The sequence below is a fragment of the Rhizobium sp. 9140 genome (assembly GCF_900067135.1).
GTDB lineage: Bacteria > Pseudomonadota > Alphaproteobacteria > Rhizobiales > Rhizobiaceae > Ferranicluibacter.
On the sequence record NZ_FJUR01000001.1, the window covers coordinates 2839000 to 2862281 of the forward strand.

Annotated in this window: 18 protein-coding genes; 1 reads left to right on the plus strand and 17 read right to left on the minus strand. The window is 62.7% G+C overall.

What is annotated here, in order from left to right:
• Positions 1 to 142: 142 nt before the first annotated feature.
• From lpxC to GA0004734_RS13360, 5 genes are all read right to left on the minus strand, one after another.
• Positions 143 to 1090, minus strand: coding sequence for a UDP-3-O-acyl-N-acetylglucosamine deacetylase (gene lpxC / locus GA0004734_RS13340; protein ID WP_092936294.1), 948 nt, complete (start codon positions 1088 to 1090; stop codon positions 143 to 145).
• Between the two features lie 320 nt (positions 1091 to 1410).
• Entirely contained in the window at positions 1411 to 3180 is a 1770-nt protein-coding gene (ftsZ, locus tag GA0004734_RS13345) for a cell division protein FtsZ (RefSeq protein WP_092934397.1), read from the minus strand.
• A gap of 87 nt (positions 3181 to 3267) precedes the next feature.
• Positions 3268 to 4599, minus strand: coding sequence for a cell division protein FtsA (ftsA, locus tag GA0004734_RS13350; protein WP_092934399.1), 1332 nt, complete (start codon positions 4597 to 4599; stop codon positions 3268 to 3270).
• Positions 4596 to 5471: a cell division protein FtsQ/DivIB gene (locus tag GA0004734_RS13355; RefSeq protein WP_280142390.1), complete on the minus strand. Its 876-nt coding sequence runs from the start codon at positions 5469 to 5471 to the stop codon at positions 4596 to 4598. Before GA0004734_RS13355 ends, ftsA begins: the two co-directional genes overlap by 4 nt.
• A gap of 47 nt (positions 5472 to 5518) precedes the next feature.
• Positions 5519 to 6445: a D-alanine--D-alanine ligase gene (locus tag GA0004734_RS13360; protein ID WP_092934404.1), complete on the minus strand. Its 927-nt coding sequence runs from the start codon at positions 6443 to 6445 to the stop codon at positions 5519 to 5521.
• A 458-nt stretch (positions 6446 to 6903) separates the two neighbouring features.
• Between GA0004734_RS13360 and GA0004734_RS13365 the strand changes: the two genes are divergently transcribed.
• On the plus strand, positions 6904 to 8208 hold the full coding sequence (locus tag GA0004734_RS13365) for an MFS transporter (protein ID WP_092934406.1): 1305 nt from the start codon (positions 6904 to 6906) through the stop codon (positions 8206 to 8208).
• A gap of 462 nt (positions 8209 to 8670) precedes the next feature.
• Here GA0004734_RS13365 and murB read toward each other — a convergent pair whose 3' ends face one another.
• The 12 genes from murB to mraZ form a co-directional block, all read right to left on the minus strand.
• Complete coding sequence (gene murB / locus GA0004734_RS13370; protein ID WP_092934408.1) at positions 8671 to 9645, minus strand: UDP-N-acetylmuramate dehydrogenase; 975 nt, start codon at positions 9643 to 9645, stop codon at positions 8671 to 8673.
• Entirely contained in the window at positions 9642 to 11069 is a 1428-nt protein-coding gene (gene murC, locus GA0004734_RS13375; RefSeq protein WP_092934410.1) for a UDP-N-acetylmuramate--L-alanine ligase, read from the minus strand. The genes murB and murC overlap by 4 nt, the downstream gene beginning before the upstream one ends.
• On the minus strand, positions 11066 to 12190 hold the full coding sequence (gene murG, locus GA0004734_RS13380) for an undecaprenyldiphospho-muramoylpentapeptide beta-N-acetylglucosaminyltransferase (RefSeq protein ID WP_092934412.1): 1125 nt from the start codon (positions 12188 to 12190) through the stop codon (positions 11066 to 11068). Before murG ends, murC begins: the two co-directional genes overlap by 4 nt.
• 224 nt (positions 12191 to 12414) lie before the next feature.
• Complete coding sequence (ftsW, locus tag GA0004734_RS13385) at positions 12415 to 13569, minus strand: putative lipid II flippase FtsW (RefSeq protein WP_092934414.1); 1155 nt, start codon at positions 13567 to 13569, stop codon at positions 12415 to 12417.
• Positions 13570 to 13642: 73 nt separating this feature from the next.
• A complete protein-coding gene (murD, locus tag GA0004734_RS13390; RefSeq protein ID WP_092934416.1) occupies positions 13643 to 15031 on the minus strand; it encodes a UDP-N-acetylmuramoyl-L-alanine--D-glutamate ligase in 1389 nt (462 codons plus the stop codon).
• A 4-nt stretch (positions 15032 to 15035) separates the two neighbouring features.
• Positions 15036 to 16136 (minus strand): phospho-N-acetylmuramoyl-pentapeptide-transferase, encoded by a 1101-nt coding sequence (mraY, locus tag GA0004734_RS13395; RefSeq protein ID WP_092934418.1) that lies wholly within the window; start codon positions 16134 to 16136, stop codon positions 15036 to 15038.
• 74 nt (positions 16137 to 16210) lie between these two features.
• Positions 16211 to 17647 carry a UDP-N-acetylmuramoylalanyl-D-glutamyl-2,6-diaminopimelate--D-alanyl-D-alanine ligase gene (locus tag GA0004734_RS13400; protein ID WP_092934420.1) on the minus strand — a complete coding sequence of 479 codons (1437 nt, stop codon included), beginning with the start codon at positions 17645 to 17647 and terminating at the stop codon, positions 16211 to 16213.
• A 4-nt stretch (positions 17648 to 17651) separates the two neighbouring features.
• On the minus strand, positions 17652 to 19145 hold the full coding sequence (locus GA0004734_RS13405; protein WP_092934422.1) for a UDP-N-acetylmuramoyl-L-alanyl-D-glutamate--2,6-diaminopimelate ligase: 1494 nt from the start codon (positions 19143 to 19145) through the stop codon (positions 17652 to 17654).
• Between the two features lie 64 nt (positions 19146 to 19209).
• A complete protein-coding gene (locus GA0004734_RS13410; RefSeq protein ID WP_092934424.1) occupies positions 19210 to 20961 on the minus strand; it encodes a peptidoglycan D,D-transpeptidase FtsI family protein in 1752 nt (583 codons plus the stop codon).
• Positions 20961 to 21365, minus strand: coding sequence for a cell division protein FtsL (locus tag GA0004734_RS13415; RefSeq protein ID WP_092934426.1), 405 nt, complete (start codon positions 21363 to 21365; stop codon positions 20961 to 20963). Before GA0004734_RS13415 ends, GA0004734_RS13410 begins: the two co-directional genes overlap by 1 nt.
• A gap of 3 nt (positions 21366 to 21368) precedes the next feature.
• Positions 21369 to 22394: a 16S rRNA (cytosine(1402)-N(4))-methyltransferase RsmH gene (rsmH, locus tag GA0004734_RS13420; RefSeq protein WP_092934428.1), complete on the minus strand. Its 1026-nt coding sequence runs from the start codon at positions 22392 to 22394 to the stop codon at positions 21369 to 21371.
• Between the two features lie 14 nt (positions 22395 to 22408).
• Positions 22409 to 22849, minus strand: coding sequence for a division/cell wall cluster transcriptional repressor MraZ (gene mraZ, locus GA0004734_RS13425; protein ID WP_092936295.1), 441 nt, complete (start codon positions 22847 to 22849; stop codon positions 22409 to 22411).
• Between the last annotated feature and the right edge of the window lie 433 nt (positions 22850 to 23282).

A 23282-nucleotide genomic window follows, 5' to 3' on the forward strand; every position in this document is an offset into this window, starting at 1 on the left:
GCCGCCGACCATGCGGTTCTAGATCATACTAGAACAAGTCCGCAACGTCATGGTGACCGATTAACGCAATTTTGTGGCATCGCGTCCATGAAAAAGCCGGTCATATGACCGGCTTTAAGGCAATTTTTATGTATGTTGTGCGTCAGGCCGAAAGCTCGGACGCGCCTGCGACCTGCTTCTCGCGCGCAACACGCGTACGCGGCATCGCCGTTTCCACGATCTCGTAGGCCGTGGGATCGCTGAACAGAGCCTGCAAGGCATTGGCATTCATCTTGTGACCGCCGCGATAGGAGCGGTAGCAGCCGATGAACGGCAGGCCGGCCAGCGCGAGATCGCCGACGGCGTCCAGCGTCTTATGACGGACGAACTCGTCCTGGGCGTAGCGCAGACCCTCGGCATTGATGACCGTATGGTCGTCGGCAATGACGACCGAGTTTTCGAGCGAGGAGCCGAGACCGCGACCGGCCGCCCACATCCGCTCGACATCGCGCATGAAGCCGAACGTGCGGGCGCGCGACAACTCGTTCTTGAAGGTCGCAGCCGTCATGTCGCCCTGCCAGGACTGGCGGCCAATCAGCGGCGTATCGAAATCGATCTCGACCTCGAAGCGCATGCCGCCCTCATAAGGCACAAATTCCGACCAGGAGGAGCCATGTTCGATGCGCACCGGCTTGAGGATGCGGATGTAGCGGCGCTTCACGGCGAGAGCCTTGATGCCGGTCTGCTCGATGGCCTCGATGAAGGGCGCCGAACTGCCGTCCATGATCGGCATTTCCGCGCCGTGAACCTCGACCAGCAGATTGTCGATGCCAACGGCGTAGATCGCGGCCATGACATGCTCGATCGTGGCGATCCAGGTGGCCGGCGACGTGCCGAGAATGGTGCAGAGATCGGTATTGCCGACATTGGAGGAAACGGCACGGTATTCGCCGAGGACCCGCTTGCCGTCGAGACGCTGGAAAACGATACCGGTATTGGCTTCAGCCGGATGGAAGGTGATCGATACATCGGCGCCCGAGTGCACGCCCGTCCCGCTCAGGGTTACCTGATCGGCAATGGTCGTCTGAAACCCCAGCAGTCCAATTCCCAGTCCCATGCTCTTCACTTTCACAATTCTGGCGGCGAAGCGCCTTATTCCGTGTCTGCAAGATACGTCTTTGAGCCCCAGGTCAACCTCTCGACGGCAAGTCCAACTTGCCGCCCCCAGCCTTCGATACGATCGGGAGCCTTGATATCCGCAGACTTTCAAGCCCGAAGATAAGGCCCGCGAGCAGCCATTCCAAATCACTGTTTCTTTCGCATTGTAACGCTTCTTCTTCGCGCCCTATGCCCTTGTAACCTCTCGTAAAAAACGGAAAAGCCTGGGCTTTTGGCCCAGGCGTTCCGGCAAGGTAGAAGGCGGGTGGAAAATCAGTTCGACTGACGGCGAAGGAACGCCGGAATTTCGAGCTGATCGTCGTCCTGCGCACGCGGCTGCGGGTTCACGCGGCCGCGTTCGTCGAGCGCACCGTGACGCGGTGCGTAGACGCTCGCCTCGGGGGACAGCGGACGGCGCTGCTGCGATGCAGCGCTCGGCGCTCCCGAGGTCATGTCCGACGCGACGGAATGATCTTCCTCTTCGCGGCGGCCGAGCGAATTGGTGATTCGCTTGAGAAGGCCCATCGGACCGCGCTCTTCGTGGTGCGCGGCGGCCGGCTGGGACCGGTGTTCGGCTTCGGCCTTCACCATCGGCGGGAAGTCCTCGACCTTCGGCATGCGGACAGGTTCCGGCTGGCGCATCATCGGAGCGGGCTCGTGACGCTGAACCATCGGTTCATGCTGCATGTGGTGCGCCGGAGCATGCTGGGCATGCATCGGAGCGGCCTGAACCGGCTGCTGCTGGTAGACCGGCATCTCAACCGGAGCCTGTGGAGCCGGAGCGCGCATGACCGGAGCGGCTTCCGGTGCAGCACCGGCAAACAGCTTGCTCTGCGGGCGGAAGTCGTCCTGGGCCTTTTCGGCAGCGCGCGCCTGGATCAGAAGCTCGCGTTCGATCTCAGCCTGACGGATCGCTTCTGCGATATGGTCGGCCTGCGATGCCTGCGGCTGGGGTGCCGCCTGCTGCATGACGGGTGCCGGCTGAGCCTGCATGGCGGGCGCGGCGGCAGGTGCTGCCGGACGTGGCTTGGATGCTACCGGGCGAAAGCTGGAAGTCCGATCGGCCACCTCCGCGGCCGTGCGATCGATTCCGGTTGCAACGACGGAGACACGAATCATGCCTTCGAGCTCTTCGTCGAACGTCGCGCCGAGGATAATGTTGGCGTCCGGATCGACTTCCTCGCGGATACGTGTCGCGGCTTCATCGACTTCGAACAGGGTCATGTCGCGACCACCGGTGATCGAGATCAGGAGGCCCTGCGCACCCTTCATCGACGTTTCATCGAGGAGCGGGTTGGCGATTGCGGCTTCGGCAGCGGCCATGGCGCGGCCATCGCCCGAGGCTTCGCCGGTGCCCATCATCGCACGGCCCATCTCGCGCATGACCGAGCGAACGTCGGCGAAGTCGAGGTTGATCAGGCCTTCCTTGACCATCAGGTCGGTGATGCAGGCAACACCCGAATAAAGGACCTGGTCGGCCATCGCGAAAGCGTCGGCGAACGTCGTCTTGTCGTTGGCGATGCGGAAGAGGTTCTGGTTGGGGATGACGATCAGCGTATCGACCGACTTCTGCAGTTCGGCGATGCCCTGATCAGCAAGCCGCATGCGGCGCTGACCTTCGAAGTGGAAAGGCTTGGTAACAACGCCGACGGTCAGGATGCCCTTGTTGCGGGCCGCCTGTGCGACGACCGGCGCAGCACCCGTACCCGTGCCGCCGCCCATGCCGGCGGTGACGAAGCACATATGCGTGCCGGAGAGGTGGTCGATGATTTCATCGATGCACTCTTCGGCAGCAGCACGACCGACTTCCGGCTGCGAACCCGCGCCGAGACCTTCGGTAACGGCCACACCCATCTGGATGATTCGCTCGGCCTTGGTCATGGTCAGCGCCTGGGCGTCCGTATTGGCAACGACGAAGTCGACGCCCTGGAGACCTGCGGTGATCATGTTGTTGACGGCGTTGCCGCCGCCGCCGCCGACACCGATGACAGTGATGCGGGGCTTGAGCTCGGTGATATCCGGCTTCTGCAAGTTGATGGTCATTTTACCCGTTCCTTCCTGGTTTCTGGTCGCCTTGCCGAGCCGACCAAATCTCAATTTACCCTTATGCAGGTCCTACCTTACGCGAACCTAGAAACTCTCTTTCAGCCACTGCCCCATTCGGGCGATGCGGCTGTCGCCGCCGCCGAGCGCAGACAGCATCCCGCCCTGGGCGGCATGCGTCTCCATTTCGGCGACCTGCGGATAGATCATCAGGCCGACAGCCGTGGAGAAGGCCGGACCCTTGGCGGCCGGCGGAAGGCCGGAAACACCGAGAGGGCGACCAATCCGCACGTTGCGGGCAAGAATACGGCGCGCCGCTTCCGGCAGGCCCGTTAGCTGGCTTCCGCCGCCGGTCAGCACGACCCGCTTTCCGACGATCGGCGAGAAGCCCGAACGTTGGATGCGGTCGCGAATGAGTTCCAGCGTCTCCTCGACGCGAGCGCGAACGATTCGCGAAACGAGGGCGCGCGGCACGTGAGTCGGCTGATCGCGATCGTCTTCCCCGATCGGAGGAACCGTCACCATTTCACGCTCGTCGGCGTCGTTCGGCATGGCCGAGCCATGCACGACCTTCAGCCGCTCGGCATCCTCGATCCGGGTTGAGAGACCGCGTGCAAGGTCCGTCGTCACATGATGACCGCCCAGGCTCACGGCGTCGGCATGCACAAGCTTGCCTTCCGCAAAGACCGAGATCGTCGTCGTGCCGCCGCCCATGTCGATGCAGGCGCAGCCGAGTTCGACCTCGTCGTCCACCAGTGCGGAAAGACCGCTGGCATACGGGGTCGCCACGATGCCTTCGACCGAAAGATGCGCGCGGTTGATGCACAGTTCGAGGTTCTTCAGCGCCGCACGCTCGGCCGTCAGCACGTGCATGTCGACACCGAGGGTGTCGCCGAACATGGCGAGCGGATCGCGGATGCCACGTTCACCGTCGAGCGAGAAACCTGTCGGCAGCGAATGGAGAATGACTCGGTCCTGACGCTGCGAGCGCTGGCCGGCAGCCGCGAGAACCCGCTTGAGGTCCGCGCCGTCCACTTCCTGGCCGCCGAGATCGACGGAGGCCGTATAGATATCGCTCTGCAGGCGGCCGGCGGAGACGTTGACGATCAGGCTGTCGATGGTCAGCCCGGCCATGCGCTCGGCGGCATCGACGGCAAGCCGCACGACGCTTTCGGCGGCATCCAGATCAGCGATCACGCCGTTCTTCATGCCGTGCGATTTGTGATGGCCAAGACCGATCACCTCGATCGCATGCGTGCGACCGGGCAGGATCTGGCTTTCGGCGCGCGGTGTCAGGCGGCCGATCATGCAGACGACCTTCGTCGAACCGATGTCGAGGACCGAAACGATATGGGATCGCTTCGCCGACAGGGGCTTCAGACGCGGCAGGCCGAAATGCGACGAACCGAACAGGCTCATATGCGGTCCTCTTGGCTCTCGATTTTCTTGAGCTGTTTGGTACGGGCTTCAAGGGCGACCTGTCGGCGCTCTGCGGCGCCGGGGGTCAGTTGTATGGTGGTGCGATCTTCGAGACGAAGATCGACGGCGGCGATGTCGCGCTCCAGCAGTTGCTGGCCCTCTTCCATCGTGGACAGCACCTGCATGGCGCGGTCGAGATCCTGCTCGGGAAGCTTCACCATGACGCCATTGTCGAGGATCAGATCCCAGCGACGACCGGCGACACGGACATAGGCCTTCACGCGGCTGGCGATTTCCGGCCAGTCGGCAAAGCGGGCATAGAAGCCGGCCGCGGCGGTTTCCGCGTCCCGACCAACGAACAGGGGCAATTCGGCGAACTTGTTGTCGCGCAGCGGCGCAATCACGCTGCCGCTCTTCTCGATGAGCGACAGGTCGGATCCGTGCTGCCAGATACCGAAAGCCTTGCGCTCCTTGAGGTTGACCTCGATCGTGCCGGGATAGACCTTGCGGACCGTCACTTCTTCGACCCACGGCATCTTCGCGATGGCCTGCCGGGCGGCATCGATATCGAGAGCGACGAGTGACGTCGCACCATCGAGACCGATCTCCTGAAGAATGTCGATTTCCGAGGTCTGGTCGTTACCGGCAATCTTCACGTCCTCAATGGCGAAGCCGGCAGCCGACGTCGTCGCCTTTGCGACTTCAGGCGTGTGTCCGCCGATCGCCATGCCATAGAGGCCCGTTGCAGCAAAGAGCGCCAGCGCGGACACCGTACCGGTATAAGGCGCGAAATGGATCCGGCCCGTGCCGAGCGCAACGAAGAAGCGGACGACGCGGCGCAGCGGACGCGGCAGGACCACATGGCCATCCATGTCCCGGAACTCCTGCGGCGCACGGACGCGCTCCTGGAAACGACCTCTCAACGCAAACACGACGCATCCTCCACGATCCAACTGAGGAACTCACCAAAGGAATGGCCGGCATGAACCGCCATCTCAGGAACCAGCGATGTCGGGGTCATGCCCGGCTGCGTGTTGATTTCGAGCCAGATCAGCTCACCCTCTCCGGGTGCGCTTTCGTCAAGGCGGAAGTCGGAGCGGCTGACACCACGGCACCCCATCGCATGATGTGCCGCAACGGCCAGTCTTTGAATGTTTTGGTAAATATTCGGTAAAATTTCCGCCGGAATGACATGCTGCGAGCCACCGGCCACATATTTCGCATCGAAGTCGTAGAAGGCATGACCCTGCGGAATGATCTCCGTCACGCCGAGCGCTTCGCCGCCCATGACGCCGCAGGTGAACTCCCGTCCGGGAATATACCGCTCGACCATGACCAGATCGCCATAGCGCCATTCGCTGGAGGTGATGATCTGCGGCGGATGCGACTGGTCCTTCTGGACGATGACGACGCCGAAGCTCGACCCTTCGCGCACAGGCTTGACCACGTAGGGCGTGGGGATCGGATGATCCTGGCCGAAATCGTGCCGATCCATGACTTTCGCCTCGGCGACGGGAATGCCAGCCGCCTTTGCGACAATCTTTGCCTGACCCTTGTCCATGGAGAGCGACGAGGCCAGCACGCCGGAATGCGTGTAGGGAATCTCGAGATATTCCAGAATACCCTGAATCGTGCCATCTTCGCCGAAGGGGCCGTGCAACGCGTTGAACGCCACATCCGGGCGCAGGGCGCCGAGAACCGTCGCAATATCCCGCTCGACATCGATGCGGGTGACGCGATAGCCGAAGGCTTCGAGGGCATCGGCACAGGCGGCGCCCGAAGACAGGCTGACCGGCCGTTCCGACGAAAAGCCTCCCATCAGCACTGCGACGTGTTTGCCACTCATGAAAACCCCCGACGTTTCTGATCCATCATCCTGCGGCGAAGCGACCGGGCCGAACCCCGACTCAACGCTTGCCTGCCTGCGCTCACTAAAGCGTCAGTAAGGTTAACGAACCGTTTACTTTCGTTAACCGGGAGCGGTGAGCGGCACCTCAGGTAGAGCCTTTCGTCACGGCGAATGGCTTCTGTGTTGAAAATAGCACGGGTACAGATCCTGCATGGCTGAAGCGGGTTCCGACGCGCTTTCCGCTCAAAAGCTTCCCCACCGCCATGCATTCGCCCAAAGACAGGGCAGCGGTAAGGCGGTTCATCGACCGGCTATGCGCCATCGTTCCATCTCATGCGAAACAGCGGGAAATCGCGTCATATTCTTGCCCAGAAAGGGTTTCTTCCGACATTAACTTGCCGTATGAAGCCGGCAGCTACCTATGAGGGTGGCGGATCCTCAACACGGACAAGATCATGAGCAACGCGATATCTCCGGTATCGTCGAAGGCAGATGTCTTGGACGCACGCGCTACCAATTCCCCGGCTCGCGTGCTCCTGGCGAGCCTCGTCGGCACCACCATCGAATTCTTCGACTTCTACGTCTACGCAACGGCTGCCGTCCTGGTGTTTCCGACGCTGTTTTTCCCGAACACCGACCCGACGACGGCGCTGCTGGCATCGTTTGCCACCTTTTCCATCGCCTTCTTCGCCCGCCCGCTCGGCGCGGTCGTTTTCGGCCATTATGGAGACCGCGTCGGCCGCAAGACGACGCTGGTCGCAGCCCTTCTGACGATGGGCATCTCCACCGTCATCATCGGCCTTCTCCCAACCTACGAATCGATCGGCGTTCTTGCACCGCTGCTTCTGGCTCTGTGCCGGTTCGGTCAGGGCTTCGGCCTCGGCGGTGAGTGGGGCGGTGCCGTTCTGCTGGCGACGGAAAATGCGCCTGAAGGCAAGAAGAGCTGGTACGGCATGTTCCCGCAGCTCGGCGCGCCCGTCGGCCTCTTCCTCTCCTCCGGCGTCTTCTGGCTGCTGCTACATGTCATGTCGCAGGAAGCGCTGCTGAGCTGGGGCTGGCGCGTGCCGTTCATCGCCTCGATCCTGCTGATCGCTGTCGGCCTCTGGGTTCGCCTGTCCATCACTGAAACACCGGCGTTCCAGAAGGCCATCGACAGCCATGAACGCGTTCAGGTTCCTGTGGTCGAACTCTTCCGCAACCACAAGCGGAGCCTCGTTCTCGGCACCTTCGTTGCGCTGGCCACCTTCGTGCTGTTCTACATCGGCTCGGCCTATCTCTTGTCCTACAACATCAAGGTTCTGAAGCTGCCCTTCGTCGATGCGCTCGAAATCCAGCTGCTCGGCGCCGTTCTCTTCGGCATCTTCATCCCCATCGCCGGCAAGCTCGCAGAACGTTTCGGCCGCCGCGAGATCCTGATCGGCGTCACGGTGCTGATCGGCGTCTTCTCCTTCTTTCTGCCGGGCCTTCTGACCAGCGGCGAAGCGAGTGTCGTTCTGTTCGTCGTCATCGGCATGGCGCTGATGGGCATCACCTACGGCCTGATCGGAACGGCGCTCGCCGCCCCCTTCCCGACCAATGTGCGCTACACCGGCTCGTCGATCACCTTCAACTTCGCCGGCATCTTCGGCGCCTCGCTCGCGCCCTATATCGCCACCTACCTGCAGGCGACCTACGGCATGACCGCCGTCGGCTACTACGTGTTGTTCGCAGCCGTCATAACGCTCGTCTGCATCCTGCTGTCAGGCAAGCACGAGGTCTGACCTAAAGCAGAATCAGAACAAACAAAAAGGCCGCGAAGTCTCTGACATCGCGGCCTTTTATGCATCTTGAAGACCTATGTGTGTATCCGTCATCTAAGAAGGCGGTCCACTGATCAGAAAGTCTATTTCTTATCCTGGTTGGGGTAACGCATGTAATCGACCGCAAGCCACGCCAGACCGAGGACTGACACCGTAATGGGTACACCCCACCAGAACAGCACTTGTTGTGTCATGTCTTCAACCTTCCAAGAACACGTTGCGAAATCAAATGTAGGATAACCGCGCCGATTAGCCAACAGGTCGCATTGAAAACGCTCCAGAGCGAAGCGGACGAGGGCGTCAGCGCAACAACTGGACCAAGAACGCCAACAACAACCAATGCAGTGGAAAGGCGGTCGAGGGAACTTGCAACGAGCTTCAGACGCTCGTTATGAACAAGCGGAGACACGCGTGCCTCTGCCATCACGCCATCGCCCGACCCAGAAACTCCCGCACCTCATAACCGGCCATAAACTTGCCGATCCGCTTGATCTCCCACTCTAGCTTGACGCCGGAATGCTCCATCACGCGCTGGCGAACGGTTTCGCCTAGATATTCAAGTTCGTAGCCGCTCGCCTGCCCCGTATTGATCATGAAGTTGCAGTGCATCGGCGACATCTGGGCGCCGCCGATCATCATGCCGCGGCAGCCGGCTTCGTCGATCAGCTTCCAGGCGGAATGCCCTTCCGGATTCTTGAAGGTCGAACCGCCCGTCTTCTCGCGGATCGGCTGAACGGTCTCCCGGTGCTGGCGCACCGCATCCATATCGGCGCGGATTTTCGCCTTGTCCTCGGGATAGCCCTCGAACACGGTATGCGTGAAGATCAGTTCCTTGGGCGCGCTCGAATGCCGGTAGCTGTAGCCCATGTCGGTATTGCTCAACACGTGCTTCTCGCCCTGCCGGTCGATGGCATGCACTTCGACCACCCGCTCGCGCGTCTCGCCGCCATTCGCGCCAGCGTTCATCCGCAATGCGCCGCCGACCGTGCCGGGAATACCGTAATAGAAGAAGAAACCGCCGATCCCGTGATCAAGCGTCATGGCGGCGAGGTTCTTGTCCGGGCAGATGGCGCCGGCCTTGACGCGGTTCTCGCCCACAAGCTCGACATCGCCGAAACCTTTGGCCGAGAGACGGATCACGACACCGGGAATACCGCCGTCGCGCACCAGCAGGTTGGAACCGACGCCGGCTACCATGACCGGAACCTCTTCCGGAACGAGCTTCAGAAAGGTCACGAGATCATCGACGTCATGCGGCTGGAACATCAGTTCGGCCAGCCCGCCGGCGCGGAACCAGGTCACGCGGTCCATGGGCGCATTCGGCGTCAGCCGTCCCCGAAGCGCGTTGACGCCCTCGCCAAGAGATGCGAGCAGCTTTGTTCCGTCGACCTGTTTCATGCGTCCTGTCCTGTCCCCTGCCCTGTGATGTCGGCCAATTCCTTTGGCAGCGCCGCAGCCCAGTAGGTAATGCTGCCGGCGCCCAAAAGAACCACGAAGTCACCGGGTTGTGCAATGGTGGAGACGAGCGGCGCAAGGGCTTCCGGCCCTTCGACGTAGCGGGCATCGCGATGTCCGCCGGCTTTGATGCGGGAAACCAGCTCCTGCGAGGTGATCCCCTCGATCGGCTCCTCGCCGGCCGAGTAGACGGGCGACAGAAGAATCGTATCGGCATCGTTGAAGCAGGCCGCGAAATCCTCGAACAGGCTCTGAAGGCGCGAGAACCGGTGCGGCTGATGCACCGCGATGATTCGGCCCTGGCAGGCCTCCCGCGCGGCGCGCAGCACCGCCTTGATCTCGACCGGGTGGTGGCCGTAGTCGTCGTAGATCCGGACGTTGTTCCACTCGCCGGTAAAGGTGAAGCGCCGCTTGACGCCGCCGAAGGCCGCAAGGCCCTTGGCGATATCCTCGGAGTTCATGCCGAGCCGGTTTGCGACCGCGATGGCGGCCGTCGCGTTGGAGACGTTGTGGCGGCCGGGCATCGGCAGGCGCAGGTCCTTCAACTCGATTAGCTGGCCCGTACGGCGACGGCGAATGGCGACGTCGAAAATCGAGGTGGCACCGTCCATGCGGATGTTGAAGAACCGAACGTCCGCCTGCGGGTTTTCGCCATAAGTGATGACCTTGCGATCCTCGATCTTGGAGACCATCGTCTGGACCTCGGGATGATCGAGACACATCACCCCGAAGCCGTAGAACGGTACGTTTTCGACAAATTGGCGAAACGCGGCCCGCACCTGGTCGAACGTCCCGTAATGGTCGAGATGCTCCGGGTCGATATTGGTGACCACGGCCACGTCGGCGGGAAGCTTGAGGAACGTGCCGTCCGATTCGTCGGCTTCGACCACCATCCATTCCCCGGCACCCATGCGGGCATTGGTGCCATAGGCATTGATGATGCCGCCATTGATTACGGTCGGGTCGAGACCGCCGGCTTCAAGGAGGGCGGCGACCATAGACGTGGTGGTCGTCTTGCCGTGCGTGCCGCCGATGGCGATCGAACTGCGGAAACGCATGAGTTCGGCCAGCATCTCGGCGCGGCGCACGACGGGCAGCAGCTTTTCGCGCGCCGCGATCAGTTCCGGATTGGTCTTCTTGATCGCCGTGGACACGACGACGACTTCCGACTCGCCAAGGTTTTCCGCCTTGTGGCCGACGAAGACCTCGATGCCCTTCTCCCGCAACCTCTGAACGTTGGCGCTTTCGGATTGGTCGGAACCCTGAACGCGGTGGCCGAGATTGTGCAGCACCTCCGCAATGCCGCTCATCCCGATCCCGCCGATACCGATGAAATGGACGAGGCCGATCGTCTGCGGCAGTTTCATGAGCGCTTTTCCTTGAATTGGGCAATTGTCTGGCCGCTGGCAATAGCCTCTACCATGCCGGCAAGCAAGCGCGCGGCGTCCGGCCGGCCGGCGGCCTTGGCGCTGGTCGCCATCGCTGCCATGCTCTCCGGGTTGTTCATCGCATCGCGAATGAAGTTCGCCAGAACCTCCGGCGTCAGGTCTTTCTGCGGCACGAGCCGGGCGGCTCCCGTCTCGGCAAGAGCGGCGGCATTTGCCGACTGGTCGTGGTCGAGCGCGAAGGGATAAGGCACGAGGATGGACGGGCGACCGATGACAGCAATCTCCGATACGGTGGAAGCTCCGGAACGGCAGACGAGCAGATGCGCGGCGGCGATCCGTCCGGCCATATCCGTAAAGAAGGGCGAGATTTCCGCCGTCAGCTCGAATTTCGACATCGCCGTCCGGGCGCCGTCAAGATCCTCCGGCCGGGCCTGCTGCGTCACGTGCAACCGGGCGCGAAGCTCGGGCTCCAGCAGCGCGACGGCCGACGGAATGGCCTTGGAGAAGAACTGCGCGCCCTGGCTGCCGCCGAACACGACGAGACGGAACGCCTCACCCGGGCCGGATGCCGCATAGGGAACCTCGGCGGCTTCGAGCACGGCGGGACGCACCGGATTGCCTGTCGTCACCGTCTTCTTCGCATAGCGCCCGTCCGTTTCCGGCAGGAAACCGCCGGCAATGGCCGTGACGCGCCCTGCAAGGCCCTTGTTGGCGCGGCCCATCACGGCGTTCTGCTCATGAATGATGGTGGGGATACGCAGTCGGCTGGCAGCGAGAAGCGGCGGCACGGTCGGATACCCACCGAAGCCCACGACCACCTGCGGCTTTACCGCTTTGAGGACGGTCCGTGCCTCGCGCATGCCGCTCCACAATTGCCAGAGCGAGGACGCGACCTTCACCGGGTTACGCGACCCGATCGTGGCGGAGCGGACGACATGGATTCCCTCGGCCGGGAACGAACCCGCATAGCGCTCGGCACGGTGGTCGGTGATGAGGTGAACCGTAAAGTCCAGCGCGGCCAGTTCGTGCGCGAGCGCCTCGGCTGGAAAAAGATGGCCGCCGGTACCTCCGGCGGCTAGCATGACGATGCCCTTGGTCAAGACTCGAGACCTCCAGTACGAAGCGTGTTGCGCAAAGCTGCGCAGCGAATATGTATCAAAAAAGCACGGCCGAAACGTTCTAGCGCATAATATCGAAAACCGGCACCGGTTTCCTTCAACTTTCCAGCAACTTGAAGTGCCTCAGCGCCGCGTGTCGGAAAGACGCGCGACGCTATCATTTGTTTGGCGCACGCTTACAGCGCACACCCGGAACGCGATGATCGCTATTCCGCCGCGACAGGCGCACCGGTGCGGAACAGGCTGCGCTCCAGAGCGCGCTTTTCCGGACGGTGACGGGTGAGAGCCAGAATGAAGCCGGCGGTGACGCAGATCGCGATCATCGAGGAACCTCCGTAGGAAATCAGCGGCAGTGTCATGCCCTTGGCCGGAAGCAGTTCGAGATTGACCCCGACATTGATGATCGACTGGATGCCGATCTGCAGCACGAGGCCGGCGACGGCGAAGCGGTTGAAGTCGTTGCGCTCGCGGAACGCATGGCTGAGGCCGCGCATGACGAGGAACGAGAAGATGGCGACGATGACCATGCAGAACACGATGCCGAACTCCTCGGCCGCAACCGAGAAGATGAAGTCGGTATGGCTGTCCGGGATGATCCGCTTGATGATGCCCTCGCCCGGACCCTGCCCCAGCCAGTCACCGCGGATGATCGCTTCGCGCGCCGTATCCACCTGAAACGTGTCGCCCTCGCCGGTCATGAACCGGTCGATACGGCCGGCCACGTGGGGAAGCAGCGTGTAGGCGACGACCAGACCGCCGACGGCCGAGCCGCCGAGAACGACGATCCACAGCCACGGCATTCCGGCCATGAAGAACATGCCGCCCCAGACGGCCGTCGTCAGGATGGTCTGCCCGAGATCGGGCTGGGCGATGAGAAGCGTGGCGACGATGCCGTACAGCAGGATGGCAAAGAGATTGCCCGGAATTTCCGGCTGGCGGGCATGTTCGGAGAAGAGCCAGGCGCAAACGATGACGAAGGCCGGCTTCATGAACTCGGACGGCTGGATGCCGATCGGGCCTATGGAGAACCAGCGGCGCGAGCCCTTGATCTCGACGCCGAAGAACAGCGCCAGAATCATCATGGCGATGGACGCGGCGAGAATGACGATGGCCGTGCGACGCACCTGACGCGGCGTCAGGAACGACAGGCCGATCATGACGATCAGCGATGGAATAAGAAAGGCCGCCTGACGCTTGACGAAGTGGAAGCTGTCGAGACCTAGCCGCTCGGCCACCGCTGGGCTCGCGGCGAAGGACAGCATGAACCCGATGCCCATCAACAGAATGAACGTTGCCAGGAAGAACCTGTCGATGGTCCAGAACCAGTCGGCCACCGGGCCACGCTCCGCACGACTCACCATGTCTTCATCCTCGTTGAAAAGCGCAGTCGCGCCGTAAACCGTCCGGCCGCGGCGACATGAGCCGCCACGGCTGTCAAATCAGCATGGTCACGCCGGGAAGTGCGGCCACGTGAGCCACGAATGCATCCCCGCGCATCTCGAAGTTCTTGTACTGGTCGAAGCTTGCGCAAGCCGGTGATAGCAGAACAGCTGCCGGCAGCCCGTCCCGTGCCGCATCGGCCGCCGCAGCCGCCACGGCCTTCTCCAGCGTTTCCGAACGCGCGAACGGAACGGCATCGCCAAGCGTCGCCGCGAAATCGTCCGCAGCCTGACCGATCAGGTAGGCTTTCGCAATTCTGAGAAAATAAGGAGAAAGCGACGTGATGCCGCCTTCCTTGGGCACACCGCCGGCAATCCAGTAGATCCGCTCGAAGCTCGACAAGGCCGGGGCCGCAGCCTCGGCATTCGTCGCCTTGCTGTCATTGACGAACGTGACGTCTCCGACGGTCGCAACCGGCTGCATGCGATGCTTCAGCCCGGGGAAAGACTGAAGCCCCGATAGGATCTCGGCTTTCGACACGCCGACGGCAAGGCAGGCGGCAATCGCCGCGGCCGCGTTCTGTCCGTTATGACTGCCCCGCAACGTCGCGATGCCGGAGAGATCGGCGTAGACCTCCGCATGGCCGGCCTCGGCGCGCATCACGGCGGCGTCCTCGGCGAAATATCCATCGCCAAGCGACCGGTGGCGGGCGATTCGGATGACGGGACGACCGGCGAGCGCCACGCGGTCCGCAATGGCTTCGCACCACACATCGTCCACGCCGATGATGGCGGTCTGGCTCGCGGCGACGAGGCGTTCCTTGATCGCCGCATAGTTTTCCATGGTCCCGTGCCGGTCGATATGGTCGGGCGTAAGGTTGAGAAGAATGCCGGCGGTCGGCTCCAGCGACGGCGTCAGGTCGATCTGGTAGGACGAGCACTCGACCACGTAGAACCGATCTTTCGCCAGTGGATCGAGCGTCAGCACCGCGGTGCCGATATTGCCGCCAAGCTGCGTATCCCGGCCGCTGGCGGCAAGGATATGCGCGATCAGCGCCGTGGTCGTGGATTTGCCGTTGGTTCCTGTGATGGCGATCAGCGGCGCCTCTGGAAACAGAGCCCGCCGCTCGCGCGAAAACAGCTCGACGTCGCCGATGACCTCCACCCCCGCCGCGCGCGCGAGATCGACCGTCCAGTGTGGTTTCGGATGCGTCAGCGGCACGCCGGGCGACAGAACGAAGGCCGCAAAGAGCGACCAGTCGGCCTCCCGCAGGTCGCCGGTGCCGATACCCTCGGCAGCGGCCTTCGCCACGCCCCCGGCATTGTCGTCCCACGCCGTCACGGTCGCTCCGCCGGCAACCAGCGCGCGCGCGGTGGCGAGCCCGGAGCCTCCGAGACCGAAGAGGGCGACGTGATGGCCGTTGAGCGTGGTGACGGGGATCATCGGCTTACCGCAGCTTCAGCGTGGACAGGCCGACCATGGCCAGGATGACGGCGATGATCCAGAAGCGGATAACGACCTGGCTTTCCGTCCAGCCCTTCTTCTCGAAATGGTGGTGGATGGGCGCCATGAGGAACACGCGGCGGCCGGTGCGCTTGAACCAGAAGACCTGGATGATGACGGACAGCGTCTCCATGACGAACAGGCCGCCGATGATGACCATGACGATCTCGTGCTTGGTGGCGACGGCAACGGTGCCGATGAGACCGCCGAGCGCCAGAGAGCCGGTGTCGCCCATGAAGATGGCGGCCGGCGGCGCATTGAACCACAGGAACCCGAGACCGGCACCGATGACCGCCCCGAGAATGACGGCCAGCTCGCCGGTACCCGGCACGAAATGGATCTGCAGGTAGTTGGCGAACACCGCATTGCCGGCGAGATAGGCGATGACACCGAAGGACGCCGCAGCGATCATCACCGGGACGATGGCGAGACCGTCGAGCCCGTCCGTCAGGTTCACGGCATTGCCGGCCCCGACGATGACAAAGCCGCCGAACAGGATGAAGAAATAGCCGAGGTTAAGCGTGAAATCCTTGAGGAAGGGGAATGTCAGCGATGAGCCGAAGGTGGAGCCGGCCGTGCCTGCCGATATCGCCGACCGCATCATGAAGAACACGGCAATGGCAGCGACCGCGAACTCGATAGCCAGACGCGCCTTGCCGGAGAACCCCTTGTCCGACTGCTTCGTCACCTTGAGATAGTCGTCATAAAAACCGATAGCGCCGAAGCCGAGCGTGACGAGCAAGGTTGAGACCACGTAAACGCTGGACAGGTCGGCCCAGAGCAGCGACGATACGACGATGCCGGCAAGGATCATCAGGCCGCCCATGGTCGGCGTTCCCGCCTTCTTGAAGTGCGTCTGCGGTCCATCGGCACGGATCGGCTGTCCACGGCCCTGTCGCACGCGCAGCGACGAAATCATCTTCGGCCCGAACAGGAAGACGATCATTGCGGAGGTGAAGAGCGCCGCGCCGGTGCGGAACGTGATGTACCGGAACAGATTGAAAAACTGGAAATGGTCCGCCAGTTCGACAAGCCAGATGAGCATGAGGGACCCTTCCCCGAAAATTCGATATCGACATGCCTCTCCCGACCGGAGAGGAAAATGAGGTGGAGCGAGCGCTAGAGCGCCTGCTCCGTTTCGGCCTGCGCCGGAAATGTATCGAGAAGCGCCTGAACGATCCGTCCGCAGCCGGTTCCCTTGGAAGATTTGATCATGACGACATCGCCGGCTCGCACCGAGGCGACCGCGTGGTTGCGCAAATCGTCCACCGCATCGCAGTGAACGACGGACACCGTCTCCGGCAGAGCATCCCGCAGATGCGTCATCTCGGGTCCGGCAAGCCAGACCGTGTCGATGCCCTGCTCAGAGAGCGGGCCGGCAAGGGACGCATGCGCCTGCGTGGAATGCGCGCCCATCTCCAGCATGTCGCCGAGAATGGCGATCCGTCGTCCGCCCTCGACGCCGATCTCGGCTTCGCCGAGAAGCGCGATGGCCGCGCGCATGGAGGCGGGATTGGCGTTGTAGCTCTCGTCGATCAGCGTCATCGTGCCCGTACCCACGGACAGGCGATGACGTTCGCCGCGGCCCTTTTCCGGTTGCAGGGTCGCCAGCGCTGAAATCACCGTGTCGAGGTCTGCGCCGACAAGCGCCGCTGCACCGAGCACCGCGAGCGCGTTCTCGGCGATGTGCCGGCCCGGAGCGCCGAGCGGGATCTCGAGCGTGCGACCATCGATCATCGCCCAGAGCGTACCGCCCTCAGGCGTCGCCGCATATTCGATCATCCGGAAATCGGCGCGCTGATCGACGCCGAAACTGTGGACGTTGGAGACGCCAAGCATCGCGGCAGCCTTCTCCAGCGTGCCGAATTGCGCATTGTCGCGGTTGAGAAGGACGTGGCCGCCATCGACCAGCCCTTCCATGATCTCGGCCTTCGCCGTGGCGATCTCATCGAGATCGCGGAAATTGCCGAGATGGGCGGCCGCGATCGTGGTGATGACGGCGACATGCGGACGAACCATGCGCACCAGCGGCCGGATTTCGTCCGAGTGGTTCATGCCGATTTCGAAGACGCCGTAATCGGTCGCTTCCGGCATGCGTGCGAGCGTCAGCGGCACGCCCCAGTGATTGTTGAAGGAGGCGACAGACGCATGGACGCGGCCGCTCGGCGACAACGCGTGCCGCAGCATCTCCTTGGTGGTCGTCTTGCCGACGGAGCCTGTGACCGCGATGATCTTGGCCGCACTCCGGTCGCGCGCCGCGCAGCCGAGCCGTACCAGAGCAGCCAGAACATCGTCCACAACGATCATCGGTGCGATCAGACGCCCGAGCGCCGGCAGCTTGCCTTCGCTGACCACCAGAAGTGCTGCGCCATTGGCAATGGCGAGCCCGGCATAGTCATGCCCGTCCACGCGGTCGCCCTTGATGGCGAAGAAGGCCTCGCCCTTGCCCATGGCACGGCTGTCGATCGAGATGCCGGTAATGCCCTGCGGCAGATTGCCCACCGGGCGACCGTTCATGGCGGCCATCAGGTCGGCGCTGGTCCAGAGAAAACCCATGTCGTCAGCCTCCCATTTCCGAACTGGCGGCTTGTTGGCCATCCAGAGCCCTGCGGATTTCGGCATGGTCCGAGAACGGCAGCGTGACTGTACCGACCGTCTGTCCCTGCTCGTGACCCTTGCCTGCGACGATCAGCGTGTCACCGGTTCCGAGTATACCGACGGCATGCCGGATAGCCTCGGCGCGATCGGCGATTTCGGTCGCGCCGGGTGCCGCAGCAAGGATCTCGCTGCGAATCGTTGCCGGCGTTTCCGAACGTGGATTGTCATCCGTCACGATCACGACATCGGAGAGTCTGGCAGCGATCTCGCCCATCAGCGGCCGCTTGCCCTTGTCACGGTCGCCGCCGCAGCCGAACACCGTCACGACGCGTCCGGTCGTAAATGGCCGGACGGAGGACAGGACCTGCGCCAGCGCGTCCGGCTTGTGGGCGTAATCGACGTAGGCGAGCGCACCCTCCGGCGTCTGGCCCACAAGTTCCAGTCGGCCCGGAGCGCCCTGCAGCTTTTCAAGCGCCAGCATTACCGTAGGCGCATCCACGCCTGTCGACAGTGCCAGACCTGCGGCCACGAGGGCATTGGAAATCTGGAAGTCGCCCGCAAGCGGCAGGTTCACCTCGAAAATGCGTCCATCGACATGCACTTCGGCAATCTGCTTGTGGCGGAAATGCTCGACCCGCTTCAGCGCGAGATAATCGCCCTTGCGCCCGACGGTGCGCACGTCGCTGCCGGCCGCTTTCGCGGCCCGGATCGCGGCGTCCGACCATTCGCCGTCGGAGAAGATGATGGCTGGTGCGCCCTTGGGCAGCAGCGCTTCGAACAGGCGCATCTTGGCGCCGAGATAATGCTCGATCGTTGGATGATAATCCATGTGATCGCGGCCGAGATTGGTGAAGGCCGCAGCCGAGAGGCGCACGCCGTCGAGCCGGCTCTGGTCGAGCCCGTGGCTGGAGGCCTCCATGGCCGCATGCGTCACGCCGGCCGCAGCCAGTTCCGAAAGCAGCTGGTGCAGCGAGACCGGATCGGGCGTGGTCAGCGAGCCGTAATCATTGCGGCCGGGCGCCACGACGCCGGTCGTGCCGATCATCGCGGCCGCGAGACCGGCCTGCGCCCAGATCTGACGCGTGAAGGACGCAACGGAGGTCTTGCCGGCCGTGCCGGTCACGGCGACCATCGTTTCCGGCTGGGCCTCGTAGAACCGTGCCGCAGCGAGAGAGAGAAACGTGCGGGTGGAGGCAACACGCAGCACAGGCACGGAGACCTCGGTGCCGAGATCCTCCTCGGTGACGATGGCGACCGCGCCGCGCGACACGGCGTCATTCACGTACACGCTGCCGTTCGCCTTGTTGCCGGGAACCGCCACGAACAGCATGCCGGGCGAAACCTTGCGACTGTCGGCGGTCAGCCCGCCAATATCGGCATCGGCCTGACCCGAAGGCGGAAAGGTCCCGGCCCCGTTGTTACCATCTGCAAGCGTCGCAAGGTCACTGATCTTCATCGATTGCACTTTTCCCAACACGATTCCCCAAGGCCATCACGGCCGCGTGATCGTCCTTTACCGCTCAATACGCCACAAGCAAGGCGGAACCGTCGGCACCGAACTTCGGCTCGACACCCAGAAGCGGCGCGGAACGGCTGATGATGTCATGAACCATCGGGGCCGCCGTGTTGCCGGCAAGCGCCGCGCCATTGCCCTTGTCCGTCTTCGGCTCGTCGATGAAGGTCAGCACCACATAGCGCGGATCGTCGATCGGAAAGCCGGCAAGGAAGGCGTTGAAGTTGGCGTCGCTCGAGTAGCGTCCGTTGACGACCTTGTCGGCCGTCCCCGTCTTGCCGCCGACGTTGAAGCCGGGAACGCGCGCGTTCCGGCCCGAACCGTGGACCCCGTTCCAGCGGAACAGATACCGCATGTCGTCGCTGGTGGATTTCTTGATGACCTGCGTAGAGGCGGCGGCGGCGTCCTCGATCGAGCGCGGCAGGAAGGTGGGCTCGATGAGCTTTCCGCCGTTCAGCAGCGCGCCGCCGGCAACCGCCGTCTGCAGCGGCGTGGTCGAGACACCGTGGCCGAACGAGATGGTGATCGAGTTGATCTTCTTCCAGACCTTCGGCTGGCTCGGCATCTTGATCTCGGGCAGCTCCGTCGGGATCCTCGTCAGAAGACCGAGGCGTGTGAGGAATTCCTTGTGGGCGTCGATGCCGACGATATCAGCCATCTTGGCCGTGCCGATGTTGGACGAGTACTGGAAGATTTCCGGCACAGTCAGTACGCGATGCTTGCCGTGGAAGTCCTTGATGGTAAAGCCACCGATGCGGATCGGGAAACGCGCGTCGAAACTGTCGGTCAGCTTCACCTTGCCGCTGTCGAGCGCCATCGCCGTCGTGAACGATTTGAAGGTGGAGCCCATCTCGAACGTACCGTTCGACATGCGGTTCATCCAGCCTTCCTTGGCCCCGTCCGCCGGCTTGTTGGGATCGTAGTCGGGATAGGAAACCATGGCGAGAATTTCGCCCGTCTTTACGTCCATGACGACGCCACCGGCCGCGAGCGACTTGAACTTGACCATGGCATCGACGACGACGTCGCGCATGATGTTCTGGACGCGCAGGTCGATCGACAGGCGCACGGGCTCCAGCTTCGCATCGCTCGTCATGCCGATGGCGGCGAGATCCGCGAGGCCCTGGTTGTCGATCCAGCGCTCCATGCCGGCAATGCCACGGTTGTCGACATTGACGTGACCGACGATATGCGAAGCGGTGACGCCGCCCGGATAAAAGCGGCGCTTCTCCGGCCGGAAGCCGATGCCGGGAATGCCGAGCGCGAGGATTTCGCTCTGCTGCTTCGGCGTCAGCTGGCGGCGCAGCCACTGGAAGCGCGATTTTGACTTCAGCTTGTTGTAGATGTCGGCATTGTTGAGGTTCGGCAGCACGGTCGCCAGCTGCTCGACGGCCTCGTCCGCATCCACGATCTTGTGCGGCTCGGCAAAGAGCGAGACGGTGCGGATATCGGTTGCCAGAATCTGGCCGTTGCGGTCGAGAATATCGGGCCGCGACGCCATCAGGTTATCGGCGCGGCCGATGCTCGATACCGTCTCGGGTTGGGCGAAGCCGTACTGGATCAGCCGTCCGCCGATGATGCAATAGACGACCGAGAAGCCGGCAATGACGATGGCGACGCGGCTGCGCGCCTGGTTGCCACGCCGCTTGCGGATGCCCTCGAACGGCGCGCCGCGCGAAAGGTCGCCGGGATGATTGTTGCCGCCGGCGGAAAAGTGCGCCTTGCTCTTGACGACCATGATGCGGGAAAGAAACGACATCAGCGCGCCACCGAACCTGTTGAGATCTTGTCGGTCGTCTGGCTATCGCTCGATGCGACGGCCGGAGCGGCTTTCTTCTTGCCCTTGCTGTCCTTCTCCTCGGGCGGCGGGACGTCGGCCTTCAGCATCGGCAGCTCTTCGGGATGCGCAAGCTGCGTCGGATCCGTGGGAACAAGCTGCAGGTCCTTGTCATAGGCCTTCACGAGACGATCGAGCCGGTTCGGCTGGGTCAGAAGAGCCCAGTCGGCCCGCAGGAGGTCGATCGTATCTTCCTCGAGCTTGATCTGCGCATCGAGCGAGCGGACGTCCTCGAGCTTGTTCTCGGCCTTGTGCTTGATCGTGTAGGTCACGGTCGCCGCAGCAGTCATGACGACGATCAGCACGATATCGAGCGTTCTCAGCATGCGTCAGCCTCCCAGTTTCGAAAGACTTGCAAGGTCTGGCAGATCGAAAATCGACATGTCGGCGGCCTCGGCTGGGGCATGCGTACGTTCCCCGACCCGCAGCTTGGCGGAACGGGCGCGCGGATTTCTGGATGATTCGTCTTCGCTGGCAGCAATCATCGCCTTACCAACTGGTGCGAAGGTTGCCGGTCGCTCGTGCATGATGGGAAGATGACGGGAGCCCGATGCCTTGCCGGCCCGGTCCTGAAAGAATTTCTTGACGATCCGGTCTTCAAGCGAATGGAACGTGACGACGCTCAGCCGGCCGCCGGGTTTCAGCGCACGCTCGGCAGCGAACAGCGCCTGCGCCAGCTCGCCGAGCTCGTCGTTGACGAAGATGCGCAGCGCCTGGAAGACACGGGTTGCCGGATGGATCTTGTCCTTGGCCTTGCGGGGGGTCACCACCTCGATCAGACCCGCGAGATCGCGCGTCGTTTCGAACGGCGTCTCGGCACGGCGCTTCTCGATGGCGCGCGCGATGCGGCCCGACTGCGGCTCCTCGCCGAGAAAGCCGAAGATACGGATGAGATCGCCAACCTTCGCACGGTTGACGACATCGGCCGCCGAAACGCCATCGGAAGACATGCGCATATCGAGCGGGCCGCGACGCTGAAAGGAAAAGCCCCGGTCCGCCTCGTCGATCTGCATGGAGGAAACGCCGATATCGAGCACGACACCATCGAGCCCGCCTTCGGGCGCATGCCGGGCCAGTTCGGAAAACTGTGCGTGAACGAGAGTGAGGCGGCCATCGCTCGCCGCGACAAGCGCCTGTCCGGCAGAAATGGCGCTCGGATCGCGGTCGAGCGCGATGACGTCGGCGCCGCTTTGCAGGATCGCGGACGTATATCCTCCGGCACCGAACGTGCCATCAAGGACGATCTTGCCCGCTCCCGGCTGAAGACTGTTCAAAACCTCTGGGAGAAGAACCGGAATGTGGCGGACCGGTCCGCCATCGGCTCCAGTTGCACTGTCGCCAAGATCCGCCACCATTCCGTCTCTCCATGCTAGCCGGGGCGCAGACCTCGCAACCTGCGTTCCTGACGTGCCGCCGCCTGTGTTTCCTGAAACACCTGCGGCGCCCATAACTGAAAGTGATCCGCCCGACCAACGAAAGTCACCTCGTCGGTGATGCCGGTGAAGTCGCGGATAAAATCCGTGACCATCAACCGACCTTCCTGGTCGAGCTTCATGAAGACCCCGCCCCCGTGAATGAGGAGCGACATCTCGTTGGCCTGCGGTGAAAACGGATCCTCGCCCGCAATCTGCCGCTCGAAACGATCCAGCAATTCCGGTCCGCCCGCACTGATGGCCGGGAACACGAAATCCTGGAAACAATACAACTCCCGTATCTCCAGCTGCGCCAGCACGCCGCGAAACGAGGAGGGAACGGAAACCCGTCCCTTCGCATCGATACGGTTGGTGGCATGCGAGAGAAAGCGGTTCATGACGCGCAACAGCCGTTTTCATCCAATGCGCCGACGGCAAATGCCCGCAAGCAACCCCGGAAGCAGACACAATACGCCACCGCCGGGCGACGTGCCCGTTCCAAAACCCCTCTCGGGGCAACCACCAAACTCGCGATGATCGGGCCGTCAACGACCCCTGTGCAGTGCATGATTGGGATAGCATGGGACCATATGGGGGTCAATGGGATTTGGGTCGATGGAGGGGCCACCTCCACCGGTCATTGATAGACTGTTAAGTTTAACAAATGGTTACGAATGCCGCGGCAAGGCTTTGTTTGCATAGCCCGATCGGACACAGCAAAAACACCGTAGGAAGCATTCGGAAATTCTCAAATACGTGAAAAAACAGTGACATAAGGGAAATACAGACGTGGGGCCAAGATGGTGCACCGCACGCGGGAATGGCAGGAGG

Coding starts and splice junctions, on each gene's coding strand:
- mraY (WP_092934418.1), bottom strand. CDS start 16,136: ATGCTCATCTGGCTTGTCGAACTGGCGGACCATTTCCAGTTTTTCAAT.
- murB (WP_092934408.1), bottom strand. CDS start 9,645: ATGAAACAGGTCGACGGAACAAAGCTGCTCGCATCTCTTGGCGAGGGC.
- murC (WP_092934410.1), bottom strand. CDS start 11,069: ATGAAACTGCCGCAGACGATCGGCCTCGTCCATTTCATCGGTATCGGC.
- ftsW (WP_092934414.1), bottom strand. CDS start 13,569: ATGGTGAGTCGTGCGGAGCGTGGCCCGGTGGCCGACTGGTTCTGGACC.
- ftsA (WP_092934399.1), bottom strand. CDS start 4,599: ATGAGCCTGTTCGGTTCGTCGCATTTCGGCCTGCCGCGTCTGAAGCCC.
- GA0004734_RS13355 (WP_280142390.1), bottom strand. CDS start 5,471: ATGGATGGCCATGTGGTCCTGCCGCGTCCGCTGCGCCGCGTCGTCCGC.
- murD (WP_092934416.1), bottom strand. CDS start 15,031: ATGATCCCCGTCACCACGCTCAACGGCCATCACGTCGCCCTCTTCGGT.
- GA0004734_RS13415 (WP_092934426.1), bottom strand. CDS start 21,365: ATGCTGAGAACGCTCGATATCGTGCTGATCGTCGTCATGACTGCTGCG.
- GA0004734_RS13365 (WP_092934406.1), top strand. CDS start 6,904: ATGAGCAACGCGATATCTCCGGTATCGTCGAAGGCAGATGTCTTGGAC.
- ftsZ (WP_092934397.1), bottom strand. CDS start 3,180: ATGACCATCAACTTGCAGAAGCCGGATATCACCGAGCTCAAGCCCCGC.
- mraZ (WP_092936295.1), bottom strand. CDS start 22,849: ATGAACCGCTTTCTCTCGCATGCCACCAACCGTATCGATGCGAAGGGA.
- GA0004734_RS13400 (WP_092934420.1), bottom strand. CDS start 17,647: ATGGGTTTTCTCTGGACCAGCGCCGACCTGATGGCCGCCATGAACGGT.
- GA0004734_RS13405 (WP_092934422.1), bottom strand. CDS start 19,145: ATGAAGATCAGTGACCTTGCGACGCTTGCAGATGGTAACAACGGGGCC.
- GA0004734_RS13360 (WP_092934404.1), bottom strand. CDS start 6,445: ATGAGTGGCAAACACGTCGCAGTGCTGATGGGAGGCTTTTCGTCGGAA.
- rsmH (WP_092934428.1), bottom strand. CDS start 22,394: ATGGTGGCGGATCTTGGCGACAGTGCAACTGGAGCCGATGGCGGACCG.
- GA0004734_RS13410 (WP_092934424.1), bottom strand. CDS start 20,961: ATGTCGTTTCTTTCCCGCATCATGGTCGTCAAGAGCAAGGCGCACTTT.